Raw genomic sequence first — 14,754 nt, forward strand, 5'->3', positions numbered from 1 at the left:
CATTCTTTAAATTTGGTTTTTAACTCTAATCCTTGAAGATATTCATTTATAATTTGTATTCTTAAATCTATCCTATTTATGTTATTATATAAACAAAATATTATTTACAGAAAGCAGGGATAAAAGATGAATATACTATGCTTAGGAGACAGCCTAACAGCTGGCTATGGCGTTTCATTAAATGAAAACTGGGTTTCAATAATAAACAAAAATCTTCATCCTTCTTTTATCAATAAAGGTATTAATGGTGATACTTCAACAGGATTATTAATGCGTTGGGAAAAAGATGTTATGAGTACCAAGCCTTCAATGTGCTTTATTATGATTGGACTTAATGACTTAATGAGAAACACTTCTCCTGAGAGCATAATTAAAAATATTAATATTATTGTTAAAGATTCTTTTTCATCTGGCATAATCCCTATTATGTTATCTCAACCACCAATCAACATTCATATGGCCTCTTCACTATGGGATAGCTACCTCAATTATTCTCAAATATTACTCAAACAAACTTACCTTAATGATTTATTTAAAGATTTTTGTTCTTCAAAAAATATTCTATTTATTGATATCTTTTCATATTTTAAAAGTATATGTGATACTGAAAATTATCATTCTGATGGAATTCATTTAAACTCATATGGAAATAGTCAGCTGGCTGAATTTATTTCCCAAGAAATACAACCATTTTTATGAATAATTTATCCACGAAGCCCTTATACACATTTTTACTTTTATGGGTTTCATACGTTAAGTTTGAATAAGATAATTACATTATCACATTTTTATAGTATAATATATATTGAATTATTTAAATATAGTATGTTTTATTTTTTAAATAATATATAACTTAGAGGTAAAATATGATGAATAATTATAGTGTTGATTTTCTTGAAAAAAATAGCAAGTATTTAGAATTGCTGTCTAAGCAGTATCCTTCTGTTGCAGCTGCTTGTACTGAAATTATAAATCTTGAAGCAATTTGCAACCTACCTAAAGGAACTGAACATTTCTTGACAGATATCCATGGTGAGTATGAAGCATTTACTCATGTTTTAAGAAATGCTTCCGGGGTTATAAAGAGAAAAATATCAGATATATTTGGTAACTCCCTAATGGAATGTGAGAAAAAAAGTTTAGCAACTTTGATTTACTATCCAGAACAGAAAATAGATATTGTAAAAAAAACTGAGCCTGATATGAATGACTGGTATAAGATTACACTCTACAAGCTTATAGAAATTTGTAGGAATGTATCATCAAAATATACACGTTCTAAGGTTAGAAAAGCCCTTCCAAATGATTTTCGATATATAATTGAAGAATTACTTCATGAAAATGAAAATGGTTTGAATAAACAAGAATATTATAATCAAATTATAGATAGTATTATAAACATCGACAGAGCAAGAGAATTCATAATTGCCCTTTGCAAACTAATACAACGCTTATCCGTAGATAACCTCCATATTCTTGGCGATATCTATGATAGAGGTCCTGGAGCCCATATAATAATGGATGAGCTTATTGACTACCACTCAGTTGATATTCAATGGGGAAATCATGATATTATTTGGATGGGGGCTGCTGCGGGTAATAAGGCTTGTATGGCCAATGCTATACGTATATCTGCTAGATACGCTAACTTAGATACTATAGAAGAAGGTTACGGTATAAATATGCTTCCATTGGCAACCTTTGCTCTGGAACATTATAATGATGATCCTTGTTCATCATTTCATCCTAAAATAGCTAATGAATCTCATTATAATGAGAAAGATTTAAAGCTATTAGCTAAAATGCATAAGGCCATATCCATAATTCAATTTAAACTAGAAGGTCAAACCATAATGAACCATCCTGAGTTCAAAATGAATGATCGTCTATTATTAGATAAGATTAATTTTAAAGACAATACTATTGTCATTGAAGATAAGGTATACCCTTTGAATGATAAAGATTTTCCAACAATAGATCCTAAATCACCTTATAGTCTTACATCAGATGAGAGTGATCTATTAGATAAGCTAACATTCTCTTTTAAAAATAGTGAAAAACTACAGAAACATATTAGATTCCTTTACTCAAATGGAAGTATGTATTTAAAATACAATTCTAACCTTTTATATCATGGTTGTATACCTATGAATGAAAATGGTGATTTCACTGAAATATGTTATAATGACTCTCATTTTAATGGTGAAAAACTTCTTAATTTATTTGATAGACTTGCTAGAGAAGCTTACTTCGGAAAATCTGAAAATAAGGAGTTTTCACTAGATGTGTTATGGTATTTATGGTGTGGTCCAAACTCACCTCTATTTGGTAAGGATAAGATGACCACTTTTGAAAGATATTTTATTGATGACAAGGCATCACACATAGAAAAGAAGAATCCTTATTTTACTCTTAGAAATAATGAAGATATTTGTAAAAAGGTTCTTAGTGAGTTTGGCCTTGATCCAAGCATATCTCATATTATAAATGGACATGTGCCTGTTAAAACAAAAAAGGGAGAAAGCCCAATAAAAGCCAATGGTAAACTCCTAGTAATTGATGGTGGTTTCTCAAAAGCATACCAACCTGAAACAGGAATTGCTGGTTATACACTAATATATAATTCTTTAGGCTTAATGCTAGCATCACACGCACCATTTGAATCTATACAAAAAGCAATTTCCGAAGAGAAAGATATTCTTTCTACAACAATAGTACTTGAAAAGAACTTCAAACGAATAAGAATTTTAGATACAGACAAAGGTAAAGAACTCCATGGTCAAATTGATGACTTAAAAATGCTCCTTGCTGCATATAGAAAAGGGGTAATAAAAGAAAAATAAATTAACTTGATTAAGCTTTTTATATAGAGATATAATAATACTTGAGGTGATTATATGGAAAATAATTTCAAATTCTTTAGTCATAAATCATGCGAATACTTTCCTTGCCATAAAGTAAAAGATGAGTCCAAATTTAACTGCCTCTTCTGCTACTGTCCTTTATATGCGCTTGGAAAAGATTGTGGTGGTAATTTCAAAGTAAAATATGGAGTGAAGGATTGTAGTGATTGTCTAATACCTCATTCCGAAAACGGCTATGATTATATAATGAAAAAATGGTCTGAAATAAGTGAATTAGCACAAAAAAACTTAGACTAAAAGAAAAGAGCTGACCTTTCGGTCAGCTCTTTTTTAGTTTATACTTCTCCATCTTGTTGAGGAATATATATAGTTATTCCTGCTTTAATAGCATTTTCATCTGTAATATTATTGTGTTTCATCAACATTTCAATAGCTTTATGATAATCTTTACACCAAGACATCTTAGATACAACTATATCGTAAATAGTATCTCCAGTCTTAATTGTATATGCTTCTCCTTCAGGCAATAAGTTTTCAAAATTAGCCTTAGTAGGTATAATCATCTTACTTCCAGTGATTATTAAATTAGGATCTGCTATATTATTTACTTTTGATATAAGCTTCTTAGCATGCTCAAAATAAATATTATTTGAAACATCTAATTTATTAGCTATTAAGCATTTTTTAGTAATATCACTTAATGTTTCTTTAGGTTGAACTATGTATTTATTCTTAAATACATAAACAACATTTTTTCCTTGGCTCTGCTTTAATTCTTTATCACTATCTTTTGTCTCATCTATAATATTTCCATCTTCATCTACATTTTTACTAGTTTTTTCTTCATTAAGTTCTTTGTTATCATCAGTTTTTTTGTTTGTTTCATCACTTTTATTTTCATCTAATTCTTTATCTGTGTCATCTGTTTTTTCTTTATCATCTACATCTTTATTTGTTTCATCAGTATTTTCTTTTTCATCCATTTTTGATGTAGTATCTTTTTCATCTTTAGTATTTTCTTTTGAATCTTTATTTGTGTTTTCGATATTTTTATCCTGATCTACTTTTTCATCATCTATTATCCCGTCATCAGCAATATCACTTATCTCGTTGTTTATCATACCATTACCTAAAGTACTATCTTCCTGAGATACATTCCCTATTAATCTAGTACCTATAAATACAGCTAAAATTACTACTAAAATTGAACCACCAATTATTAGTTGATTTTTATATTTCATTTTTATCGCTCCTTCCTATGTTTAATAATTCCCACATAGACTTAATTTATACATATAAAGCATACTTTTCTTATTTTTTTTAATGTTTTCCAAAATAAAAGAGAACCTAAGGTTCTCTTTTATTTTATATAGTATTATTATTTTTTAAGTCATTTGTTTATCTAATTCATTTTTAACATCTTCTGCTGACATACCATCTGCATTAATCACAGACGCATTTGTCAAAGTAGTTTCTATACCCATAAAATCTTTACTTTCTCCAGTTATGACAACTGCATCAAATTTATTGAGATAGTTTTTAGCTGATTTTTTTCTATTATCAAATTCTTTAACTTTAAATCCTTCATTTTCTAAATGATTTTTTATAGGTCCCAGCCCTTTTTGTACAGCAACCTTTTTCATTTTTAGATTTCTCCTTCCTTGAATAGATTTTATAATTTTATTATTTGCAAATATGCTACTTATATTCTAAGCTTTTAACTTTAATCAAATAAAAAAGAGTATGATTTCTCATACCCTTTAATAAATGAATTTTAAATTTAAGTTTAAATCACAGTAAAGCCCATTTCTTCTATAGATGCAATTATCTCGTCTATATTAGTATATTGATTAAATACAATCTCAGCTTTTCCTTCTTTTCTTTCAATCTTACATGCTAAAACACCATCATTGAATGAAATTGCTTGTTTTACTTTGTTTACATCCTTAGAAGATTTCATACCACAAATACTGATTACTTCTTTCATTTGTTTTTTCCTCCTAATTCTCTTTAAACAATTCCTCTAGAGCTTCTCTATCTTCATTGCTTTTTAATTCTCTTTTTATATCTTCTTCATACTCTTTATCAGCTTCAAAATGTCCGCTTATAAGTTCAACATCACTAAGATTTACTAACTTTATTTCTTCATTCTCAGTAATAGTAATCTTTACTTTAAGAGTTTCTCTAAGAAGATTATTTTCTACAACTGTTCCTTTTCCAAATGGAGTCATAACGATAGAATCAACTTTTGGCATTCTATCTCTTACATCTTCATAAGATTCTTGCTCATAAGTTAAACAACACATTAATCTTCCACATATTCCTGAAATTTTTGAAGGATTTAAGGATAAGTTTTGTTCCTTAGCCATTTTTATAGATACAGGAACAAATTCTCCCAAAAATGTTGAACAACATAATGGTCTTCCACAAGGTCCTAATCCACTAATCATCTTTGCCTCATCTCTTACACCAATCTGTCTCAGTTCAATACGTGTTCTAAATACTGATGCTAGATCTTTTACAAGTTCTCTAAAGTCGACTCTTCCATCAGCTGTAAAATAGAATATTATTTTATTATTATCAAATGTGTATTCTACATCAATAAGCTTCATTATCAAACTATGTTTTTCTATTTTATCTATAAATATGTCAAAAGCTTCTTTTTCCTTCTCTTTATTTATCTTATGCTTTTCTCTATCTTCCTCTGTTGCTATCCTTATAACATTCTTAAGTGGAGATACTATCTCCTCTTCATTTATTTCTTTTATACCTATAACAGCTTTTCCATACTCTATACCTCTAGCTGTTTCAACTATAACATCATCATTCTTCTTTATATCTAAATCCGCTGGATCAAAGTAATATATTTTCCCAGCTTTTTTAAATCTAACCCCTGTTACTTTTACCATATTACACCTCCTGTAACTCTAGTAGCATTACTTCAATAGCTATATTAAAATTTAAGTTCTTTACTATATTTTCATTTGTTTTATTTATACTTTTAAGCATATTTATTAATGATTTATATGAATAGTCATCTGATATTGACTTTATATCCTCTAGATAATCTTTATTTAAAATCATACTTTCATCATAACATTCTTTTATTATAATCATATCTCTTATTAAGTTAACTAAACAACTATATAAATCATCCCAATCTGCTTTATATGATAATAGTTTTGAAGTACATTCAAATAATTTATTATCAACTTTAGATTTAAAGAATTCAATAGAAAAAACTCTAAGTTCCTTAAATATTTCATCTTCAAGAAATCTTTCAGCCCTTCCTGGAATTCCTTCTGAAAAACTCAAAACCATCTGCAATAAATCTTCTGAAATATTACTGTGTTCTCTGTGAATAAATTTTTCCATGTCATTATTAGCGAGTTTTCTTAGCTTATGAATTTGACATCTAGATTGTATAGTACCCAATATACTTTCAAGATTATCACTAAGAACAATAATAAAAACTCCTTTAGGTGGTTCCTCAATAGTTTTTAAGAAGGCATTTTGAGCTTGAGGTGTAAGGTTATTACCATCATGTACTATTATAACTTTCTTGTCACCTTCAAATGGTCGTTTATTAACCTCTTTAATCAACTCTCTAATTTCATTAACACCTATTGATTTTTTATTCTTTCCAATTCTCCATTGGAGTATATCTATATGTTCTCTCTCTCTTTTTAATCCTAGAATTTCAAGCGCTATACCCTTTGCTATAACACTTTTTCCAATTCCATCTTCTCCAACTATTAGATGAGCATGAGCAAATTTTCCCTCTTTTATTGCATTAGCCATATTGTGTATATTCATTTTATGTCCAATAATATCCTTCAGAATCATATCTATACCTCATTAAAATTTAAGAAACTGATCTACATCTACAACAAATATCGTAGCTCCTCCAACAGTAACTTCTATTGGATAAGGAACAAAAACGCCTGTAGTGCCTAATGTAGGTGTCGGTGAAGTTACTATCTGTTTCCTTGTACTGCACTCATCCTTTATAATATCAATAACATCATTAACCTTCTCTTTAGCAACTCCTATTATAAGCGTAGTATTGCCTGATTTTAAAAACCCTCCAGTAGTTGCAAGTTTAGTTACACCATATTTTTCTTCGGTTAATCTGTCAGTTAGAATATTAGCATCTTCATCTTGAATAATTGCAATTACAAGCTTCATAGTATCCTCCTAATTCTTATTTTAATTATATTTTATCATATATAAGGTTTTTATAGTATAACTTAATTTATGCATATCTCAAAATCACAAGGTTTCAATATGTTTTGAATATATATAAGTTTATTTATACTTAAAACCTTAATCTATTTGCTGAAAAATTTATTTTATTCTTGAACCTTATTTTCATAATTCTTCAAAGAATCTTCAATAACTTCTACTATTTTTTTATGTACATCTTCAATACATCCTGATGCATCCACAGTTTTTATTCTCTCTGGATACTTCTTTGCGATTAGCATATATCCTTCTCTAACTTTTTCATGAAATCCTATTCCTTCAAGATCTAACCTATTTATTTCTCTATTTTCATTTGAGTGAATTCGCTCAAGACCTAAAGTTGGTTCGATATCTAAATAAATGGTTAAGTCCGGCATATATCCTTCAATTGCAGCTTCATTTATCTTCATGACTTGATCTATACCTATCCCTCTAGAGTATCCTTGATATACTAATGACGCATCTACAAATCTATCACATAATACTGTGACTCCGCTTTCTAAAGCCGGTATAACCCTTTCAATCATATGTTGTCTTCTTGAAGCAGCATATAACATAGCTTCAGTAACAGAATCCATAGCAGTATTGTCTTTATTTAATATTACTTCTCTTATCTGTTCCGATATATCTATTCCACCAGGTTCTCTTGTGTTTATAAAGTTTATCTTCTTATTTTTAAAATACTGATTTAATAATTCTATCTGAGTAGTCTTTCCGCAACCTTCGCCACCCTCTAAAGTTATAAATAATCCTCTCATAATGCACCTCTTCTTAATTATTTTCTAATATAAGTATTTTATCCCTATCTACTCCAAATATTTGAATATTATTTTTTAGACAGAATTGTATATATTCAATAGCTTCTTTTGTAATCAACTCTCCAGGATTAAGTAATGGAATTCCTGGTGGGTATGGTATAATTTCTTCTCCACATATTTCCCCTTCACACTCAACAACATTCATACTAACCTTTTTCATGTTAATTGCCTCATGAGGTAAAAATTTGACTATAGGTTTTATCTCCTGCATTTTAAAAGAGTAACTATCATCTTTGATATTTTCCATATTACAGTTCCTAAGTACTTCATAGAGTTTCTCAAACTCTTCCTTTGTATTGAAATATGATAATATCAAAACTACACATCTGTGATTACTCATTTCAGGTTGAATATTATTATAAAGAAGATAATCATATAATTTTTTACCACTATATCCTATAGGAACTATTATCGTATACCTTGTTCTATCTATATTAATATAGCTTCTATTTTCATTAAAAACTTTAAACTTATTTAAGTCATTAATCTTTTGTTTATAATACTCGCATACATCTATAAGATAATGATAATCCTTCTCTGCATATTTCTCAAGATAATATCTACTATATGCCATACTTTGCATAAATAAATATGAAGGACTTGTGCTTGAAAACATACTAAAATATCTATCAACCTTTTCTACCAATTCTAAATTATTTACATGAAGATACGCAGTTTGCGTCAAACTAGGTAATGTCTTATGCGCTGAAACAACAACAACATCAGCACCTAGCTCTACTGCTGACTTAGGTAGTCTTGCATTAAAACCAAAATGTGCTCCATGAGCACTATCAATTATAACCATCATATTTAGCTCTTTAGCTTTTATTATGATTTTTTCAAGATCAAAGCATATACCAAAATAATTAGGATATGTAAGAATAATTCCCTTCGCATCTTCATTCTTTTCCATCATCTCAATAATTAACTCCTCTTGTGGTACAAGAGGAGTGTCATATTTATCATAATTATATGGGTCTACATATACTGGCTTTAATTTTCTTAAAATAATCCCATTCATAATAGATTTATGGCAGTTTCTTTCCACAATAATTTTGTCATTTTCTTCAAAAGCCGAAAAAATCATTATCATATTACCACTTGTACTTCCATTCACAAGAAAATAAGATTTTTCGGTACTATAAATTTTCCTTAATAACTCTAATTCTTCTCTTAAAACCTCTTCAGGCTTATGAAGATTATCTAAACCATCAACCTCTGTTAAATCTCCAGTAATTATATTTTTTAGAATACCTTTTCCTATTTCATCTCGATTAAATCCTCTTCCCATTTTATGTCCTGGCATACAAAAATATATACACTTTTTATTTATATACTCTTGTATACGTTCAGCTATTGGTACCCTAGTCATTTGAACACCTCATTCTTATCAATAGTATTTCATATTAGGAACTATATGTTTTTTTATTCTATTCTTTATCAGTTTGTATATATCCGTATAATTATTCTCTATAAGCATTCTTTTCTCACATCTCGAACATATTAATTTTCCTTCTAATATTATACCATCTTTTAGGGTTCTTCCGCACACTATACATTTGCAATTTCTCATAAGTCCTCCAACAGAGTTAATGCTATATTATATTCTATTCAGAATTCTTGTCCATCTTATTTTGTCCACCTAATTTTTTTTAAATTTCTTAGAATTATTTTATAGTAACTAATGTTTCCTCAGGAATATTATCATAGAACCATTTAGAATCATCAAGCGGCATTCTTATACATCCATGAGATGCTGGTGTTCCTAATTTTTTGTATTCATATTCATTCACAGTTCCATTTTTATTATATAAAACACTATGGAAAAGATAATTATTATTAAATCTAACCCAATTATAACAAGTATAAGTACTTGATCCAAAGCTATGCCCTCGTCTGCCTATTATAAATCTTCCTTTAGGTGTTTCGTACCATTTTTTTCCACTGGAACAGATTATTTCTCTTATGAGTTCATTTTCATAGAAAACACTTATTACTTGGTCTTCAATACTAACAATAACATTATATTTTGAGTTAAGCTGTCTAGTTTTTATATCCTTTATTGGAATATAGCCAATAACATCTTTTTTATCTGAATACCTTATAGCTTGTACTTTATAAAATTCTTTTTCTTTTCCTAAAATTTTAACCTCGGAAAGATTACCATATATAAATCCTATATTTCCATTGGCCGTGTTTGCTTCTTTGTAAATATAGTATCTAGATGCCTCATCTCTATTAATAACATTAATACTTATTTCATTCTCTCGTTCTTTTTCTTTATTAGTATATCTGCTAAGTAATTCACCTATAGCGTCATAGTTAAAAACCTTAAATATCTCAACTGTAATTTGATTGCTAATGCTTTTAGTTATCATTTCAATAAAAGTTTTGTTACTATCATCATCAGTAGTAATATATATTATTTTATCTATATCATTTTCCATTATGATGCTCTCAATTTCTTTTATCTGTTCTTCATCATAAATATATCTAAATATTATATCTTTATTTTCACATTCACTATTAATATTAGTAGAAAATAATATATCCATTGAAGTAGTTAATATTATAGGTTTCTTTTCTTTGTCTTTGGTAAGTTCAAATGCATAGATTCTCTCATAATGTGAAAAAATAACACTAACAAGGAAAAAAATCATAATCATTTTTTTATATTTTAAAATCTTGAGCACCTCCATTTATATATATACACTTAAATTTATGATTTTATTGTCAAATTATTCCATAATAAATTAAAAATATAAACTTATATCACGGGAATACTAATTAGTGATGATTTGGACTTATAAAAATAACTATCAAATTACTATCCATGTAAAAACCATTACACTATGACTTATATATTGAGGGAGTGATAATCATGAAACAAAAGGTAGTTTCTTTCTTAAGTACGGTAAGAAGAGATATTTTTGATGTTAATAAATTTATCTATAACAATCCTGAAAAAAGTTATGAAGAAAACAAATGTTTAGATTTTCTAACAAAGACTCTTGAAAATTTCAATTATAAAGTTCAAAAAAATTATTGTTCAATCCCCACTTCATTCTGTGCTGAATTAGGAAATGGTCATCCAAAAATATGCCTCATATGTAAATATTCAGTATCAGATAATGATGCTCATTTTACTGGCGTTAATGCCTCTACAACTATGTCTATCGGTTCTGCTATAGGTCTTAGTAAAATTATATCTGAAATACCTAGTGGAACAATTTATGTTATTGGTTGTCCAGGTAATGATATCACAGGAGCTGAGTTAACTATGGCCAATCAAGGCTGCTTTGAGGATATGGATATAATAATTTCTCCAAAAGCTTATATTAAAAATGTTATTAATGTAGCCTCTGCTTGTATTACTCCTCTTAAGCTTAATTTCTCTTCAGAGAAAGCTATTGATGGTTATGCTAATACAATTACAATGGATGCTTTAAATATTACTTGTAATTCATTAAATCATCTAATAAAAAATCTATGTAGTCGGTGTGATATAAATATTGTAAGTTTGAAAGGCGAAAAAAATCCATATAGTTTTCCTGCTTGTTCAGAAGGTCATTTATATATTAGAACAAAGTTTTCCTCTCAATGTTATGATGTAGAGAAGAAGATAAGAAATTATTCTAAATCTGTTGGTGACTTTCTCAATTTGGACAGTGAAGTAGATATTCATGAAACACCTTGTAAGGAATTAGTATCTGTTCATAAGCTAAATAGATTATTTGAAAGTAATCTTAAAGAGAAAGGAATCATTAATTTTGAAGAATCTCTGTATGAAGCTCAAGGAGTAAGTATAGGTGCTTTAAGCCATACAACCCCATGTGTTGTTCCTCATATATCTTTATGTGAAGAAAAAAATCCAACTGCTTTCCCATCAAAAGAATTTGGTGATGCATCTGTTAGTGAATATGGAGAACAGCAAATACTAAAAGGAATAGAAGCTACTACTGCAACAATCATTGATCTGTTTGAAAGAAATGATCTACTTCAAGAAATAACAAATGAATTTTTTAATAGACTCACATATCATTAGAATTTCAAGCATCTTTATAAATTTATAAAGATGCTTGAAATTCTTTGTGGAGTAAATTTATTATAATCACCCCAGATAATCAATATAATAATTATCCACTTCTTATAAATCAACATTTAATGTTGGAATAAACACATGTATGTAATATAATTAAATTATTGTATTATAACAATAATTTAAGTAGATTCAATATTTTAAAATAATTTAATAAAGAGTGGTGATTCACAATGATTTCCATTTATAAAACTTTTAATATAAATGATAATGTAAACTTAAATAAAATAGATGAGATTGAACCTGGTTCTTGGGTTAATGTTGTTTCCCCAACTGATCATGAAATCCATCTTCTATCTAAAAAACTTGATTTACCTTTAGATTTCTTAAATGCGGCTCTAGATGATGAGGAATCATCCCGTATTGAGTTAGAAGATGATAATTTATTGGTAGTAGTAGACATACCTTTCAGTGAAAAAGAAGAGAATTCCTTAACATATGATACCTATCCTCTGGCAATTATTTATACAGAAAAGAACATAGTAACTGTATGTTTAAAAAACAGTAGATTACTTCAAGATTTTATCAAGAATAGAGTTAAGGATTTCTATACTTATAAACGTTCAAGATTTATACTCCAAATTTTATATAGAGTAGCAAGTTCATATCTAACAAGCCTTAGACAAATAGATAAGAAAAGCTTAATGATTCAAAGAAAACTTCAAAAAGCTATGAGTAATAGACAATTCATGCAGCTTCTATCACTTAGAAACTCATTAATCTATTTCTCAACTTCTCTTAAATCTAATGAAGTAACACTTGAAAAAATGCTTAAGCTTGAGTTATTACAACGTTATGATGAAGATAAAGATCTTTTAGAAGATGTTATCATAGAAAATAAACAGGCAATTGAGATGACAAATATATATGCCGATATTCTTAGAGGTACCATGGATGTATCTGCAGCTGTAATTTCCAATAACCTTAATATTGTAATGAAATTCTTAACAACAATAACAATTGTGTTTACTATTCCCACAATCATATCAGGTCTATGGGGAATGAATGTTGGTGGAATACCTTTTGGTATAGATTCCGGTGGAGACCCCTTTGGATTTTGGAAAGTTACAGGAATAGCAATTATCTTAAGTTTAGGATCTATAATATATATGTATAAAAAGAAATTATTTTAATAAAACCCACTTACAATATAGCGTAAGTGGGTTTTTAAATTAAACACTGATTAATTTCTTAAGTAAAAAAAACTCATTACGTAATGTAATGAGTTTGTTGGAGGCGCCACCCGGATTTGAACCGGGGATAAAGGCTTTGCAGGCCTCTGCCTTACCACTTGGCCATGGCGCCATATAAACTTTAAAATAAAAAATGGTGGCTAGACCAGGAATCGAACCAGGGACACGAGGATTTTCAGTCCTCTGCTCTACCGACTGAGCTATCCAGCCACATAAATGGCTCCGCGAAGAGGATTCGAACCTCCAACCTATCGGTTAACAGCCGAGTGCTCCACCGTTGAGCTATCGCGGAATATTACCTGGCAACGTCTTACTCTCCCACACCGTCTCCAGTGCAGTACCATCAGCGCTGTGAAGCTTAACAATCCTGTTCGGAATGGGAAGGTGTGTAACCTTCACGCCATTATTACCAGATATCATTTTGTTTGAAGGATGTTCCTTCAAAATTGCACAAAGTAAGTTAAGATTAAGTCTTCGATCTATTAGTACTGGTCAGCTACATGTGTTACCACACTTACACCTCCAGCCTATCAACCTTGTGTTCTTCAAGGGATCTTATTGCACTAGGCAGGGAAATCTAATCTTGAGGTGGGCTTCACGCTTAGATGCCTTCAGCGTTTATCCCTTCCCGACATAGCTACCCAGCGGTGCCGCTGACGCGACAACTGGTACACCAGAGGTCAGTCCATCCCGGTCCTCTCGTACTAAGGACAGCTCCTCTCAAATTTCCTACGCCCGCGGCGGATAGGGACCGAACTGTCTCACGACGTTCTGAACCCAGCTCGCGTGCCGCTTTAATGGGCGAACAGCCCAACCCTTGGGACCAGCTACAGCCCCAGGATGCGACGAGCCGACATCGAGGTGCCAAACCTCCCCGTCGATGTGGACTCTTGGGGGAGATAAGCCTGTTATCCCCGAGGTAGCTTTTATCCGTTGAGCGATGGCCCTCCCACGAGGTACCACCGGATCACTAAGTCCGACTTTCGTCCCTGCTCCACTTGTAGGTGTCGCAGTCAGGCTCCCTTCTGCCTTTGCACTCTTCGCGCGATTTCCGACCGCGCTGAGGGAACCTTTGAGCGCCTCCGTTACTTTTTAGGAGGCGACCGCCCCAGTCAAACTGCCCACCTAGCAATGTCCGATGACCAGATTCATGGCCACTCGTTAGAATTCCAGTACTGCCAGGGTGGTATCCCAAGGACGACTCCACTGAAGCTAACGCCCCAGTTTCCTAGTCTCCCACCTATCCTGTACAGACAATACCGAAATTCAATGCTAAGCTACAGTAAAGCTCTACGGGGTCTTTCCGTCCAACCGCGGGTAACCAGCATCTTCACTGGTACTACAATTTCACCGGATTTACTGTTGAGACAGTGCCCAAATCATTACGCCATTCGTGCGGGTCGGAACTTACCCGACAAGGAATTTCGCTACCTTAGGACCGTTATAGTTACGGCCGCCGTTTACTGGGGCTTAAGTTCACACCTTCGCTTACGCTAAGTGATCCCCTTAACCTTCCAGCACCGGGCAGGCGTCAG

At 30.7% G+C, this 14,754-nt stretch carries 15 protein-coding genes, 3 tRNA genes and 2 rRNA genes (1 of these 20 running past the window's edge); 5 read left to right on the plus strand and 15 right to left on the minus strand.

The window, feature by feature from the left end; all coding sequences use genetic code 11:
• Positions 1-126 precede the first annotated feature (126 nt).
• The 3 genes from OW730_RS01110 to OW730_RS01120 all read left to right on the plus strand — a co-directional run bounded on the left by OW730_RS01110 (position 127) and on the right by OW730_RS01120 (position 3,161).
• A complete protein-coding gene (locus OW730_RS01110) occupies positions 127-699 on the plus strand; it encodes a GDSL-type esterase/lipase family protein (RefSeq protein WP_271227339.1) in 573 nt (190 codons plus the stop codon).
• A gap of 170 nt (positions 700-869) precedes the next feature.
• Positions 870-2,843 (plus strand): fructose-1,6-bisphosphatase, encoded by a 1,974-nt coding sequence (locus OW730_RS01115; RefSeq protein WP_442945426.1) that lies wholly within the window; start codon positions 870-872, stop codon positions 2,841-2,843.
• 54 nt (positions 2,844-2,897) lie between these two features.
• Positions 2,898-3,161, plus strand: a complete 264-nt coding sequence (locus tag OW730_RS01120) for a cysteine-rich small domain-containing protein (protein ID WP_271227341.1) — start codon at positions 2,898-2,900, stop codon at positions 3,159-3,161.
• A gap of 38 nt (positions 3,162-3,199) precedes the next feature.
• On the opposite strand, the gene OW730_RS01125 is transcribed toward OW730_RS01120, so the two are convergent.
• The 10 genes from OW730_RS01125 to OW730_RS01170 all read right to left on the minus strand — a co-directional run bounded on the left by OW730_RS01125 (position 3,200) and on the right by OW730_RS01170 (position 10,593).
• On the minus strand, positions 3,200-4,105 hold the full coding sequence (locus tag OW730_RS01125; RefSeq protein ID WP_271227342.1) for a LysM peptidoglycan-binding domain-containing protein: 906 nt from the start codon (positions 4,103-4,105) through the stop codon (positions 3,200-3,202).
• A gap of 144 nt (positions 4,106-4,249) precedes the next feature.
• Complete coding sequence (locus OW730_RS01130) at positions 4,250-4,507, minus strand: YkuS family protein (RefSeq protein WP_271227343.1); 258 nt, start codon at positions 4,505-4,507, stop codon at positions 4,250-4,252.
• A 143-nt stretch (positions 4,508-4,650) separates the two neighbouring features.
• Entirely contained in the window at positions 4,651-4,851 is a 201-nt protein-coding gene (locus OW730_RS01135; RefSeq protein WP_271227344.1) for a heavy-metal-associated domain-containing protein, read from the minus strand.
• A gap of 13 nt (positions 4,852-4,864) precedes the next feature.
• Positions 4,865-5,773 (minus strand): PSP1 domain-containing protein, encoded by a 909-nt coding sequence (locus OW730_RS01140; RefSeq protein ID WP_271227345.1) that lies wholly within the window; start codon positions 5,771-5,773, stop codon positions 4,865-4,867.
• Between the two features lies 1 nt (position 5,774).
• Positions 5,775-6,710 (minus strand): DNA polymerase III subunit delta', encoded by a 936-nt coding sequence (locus OW730_RS01145; protein ID WP_271227346.1) that lies wholly within the window; start codon positions 6,708-6,710, stop codon positions 5,775-5,777.
• A 12-nt stretch (positions 6,711-6,722) separates the two neighbouring features.
• Positions 6,723-7,052, minus strand: a complete 330-nt coding sequence (locus tag OW730_RS01150; protein WP_271227347.1) for a cyclic-di-AMP receptor — start codon at positions 7,050-7,052, stop codon at positions 6,723-6,725.
• A 164-nt stretch (positions 7,053-7,216) separates the two neighbouring features.
• The gene (gene tmk, locus OW730_RS01155; RefSeq protein ID WP_271229496.1) at positions 7,217-7,870 is read right to left on the minus strand and encodes a dTMP kinase; all 654 of its coding nucleotides are present in this window, start codon (positions 7,868-7,870) and stop codon (positions 7,217-7,219) included.
• Between the two features lie 10 nt (positions 7,871-7,880).
• Positions 7,881-9,299 (minus strand): aminotransferase class I/II-fold pyridoxal phosphate-dependent enzyme, encoded by a 1,419-nt coding sequence (locus tag OW730_RS01160; RefSeq protein WP_271227348.1) that lies wholly within the window; start codon positions 9,297-9,299, stop codon positions 7,881-7,883.
• Between the two features lie 18 nt (positions 9,300-9,317).
• Entirely contained in the window at positions 9,318-9,500 is a 183-nt protein-coding gene (locus OW730_RS01165; protein WP_271227349.1) for a sigma factor G inhibitor Gin, read from the minus strand.
• A 94-nt stretch (positions 9,501-9,594) separates the two neighbouring features.
• Positions 9,595-10,593, minus strand: a complete 999-nt coding sequence (locus OW730_RS01170; RefSeq protein ID WP_271227350.1) for a L,D-transpeptidase — start codon at positions 10,591-10,593, stop codon at positions 9,595-9,597.
• A 215-nt stretch (positions 10,594-10,808) separates the two neighbouring features.
• On the opposite strand from OW730_RS01170, the gene OW730_RS01175 reads away from it, so the two are divergent.
• Positions 10,809-11,972 (plus strand): hypothetical protein, encoded by a 1,164-nt coding sequence (locus OW730_RS01175; protein ID WP_271227351.1) that lies wholly within the window; start codon positions 10,809-10,811, stop codon positions 11,970-11,972.
• Positions 11,973-12,199: 227 nt separating this feature from the next.
• Positions 12,200-13,159 carry a magnesium transporter CorA family protein gene (locus OW730_RS01180; RefSeq protein ID WP_271227352.1) on the plus strand — a complete coding sequence of 320 codons (960 nt, stop codon included), beginning with the start codon at positions 12,200-12,202 and terminating at the stop codon, positions 13,157-13,159.
• 98 nt (positions 13,160-13,257) lie between these two features.
• On the opposite strand, the gene OW730_RS01185 is transcribed toward OW730_RS01180, so the two are convergent.
• The 5 genes from OW730_RS01185 to OW730_RS01205 all read right to left on the minus strand — a co-directional run.
• Positions 13,258-13,331 (minus strand) — tRNA-Cys (locus OW730_RS01185).
• 22 nt (positions 13,332-13,353) lie between these two features.
• Positions 13,354-13,429, minus strand: a tRNA-Phe gene (locus OW730_RS01190).
• Between the two features lie 7 nt (positions 13,430-13,436).
• Positions 13,437-13,511, minus strand: a tRNA-Asn gene (locus OW730_RS01195).
• A 5-nt stretch (positions 13,512-13,516) separates the two neighbouring features.
• Positions 13,517-13,633: ribosomal RNA gene (rrf, locus tag OW730_RS01200) — 5S ribosomal RNA — on the minus strand.
• Positions 13,634-13,681: 48 nt separating this feature from the next.
• Positions 13,682-14,754 (minus strand): 23S ribosomal RNA (locus tag OW730_RS01205) (it continues 1,827 nt past the right edge of the window).

This window comes from Oceanirhabdus sp. W0125-5, assembly GCF_027938815.1.
Taxonomy (GTDB): Bacteria; Bacillota; Clostridia; order Clostridiales; family Clostridiaceae; genus Oceanirhabdus.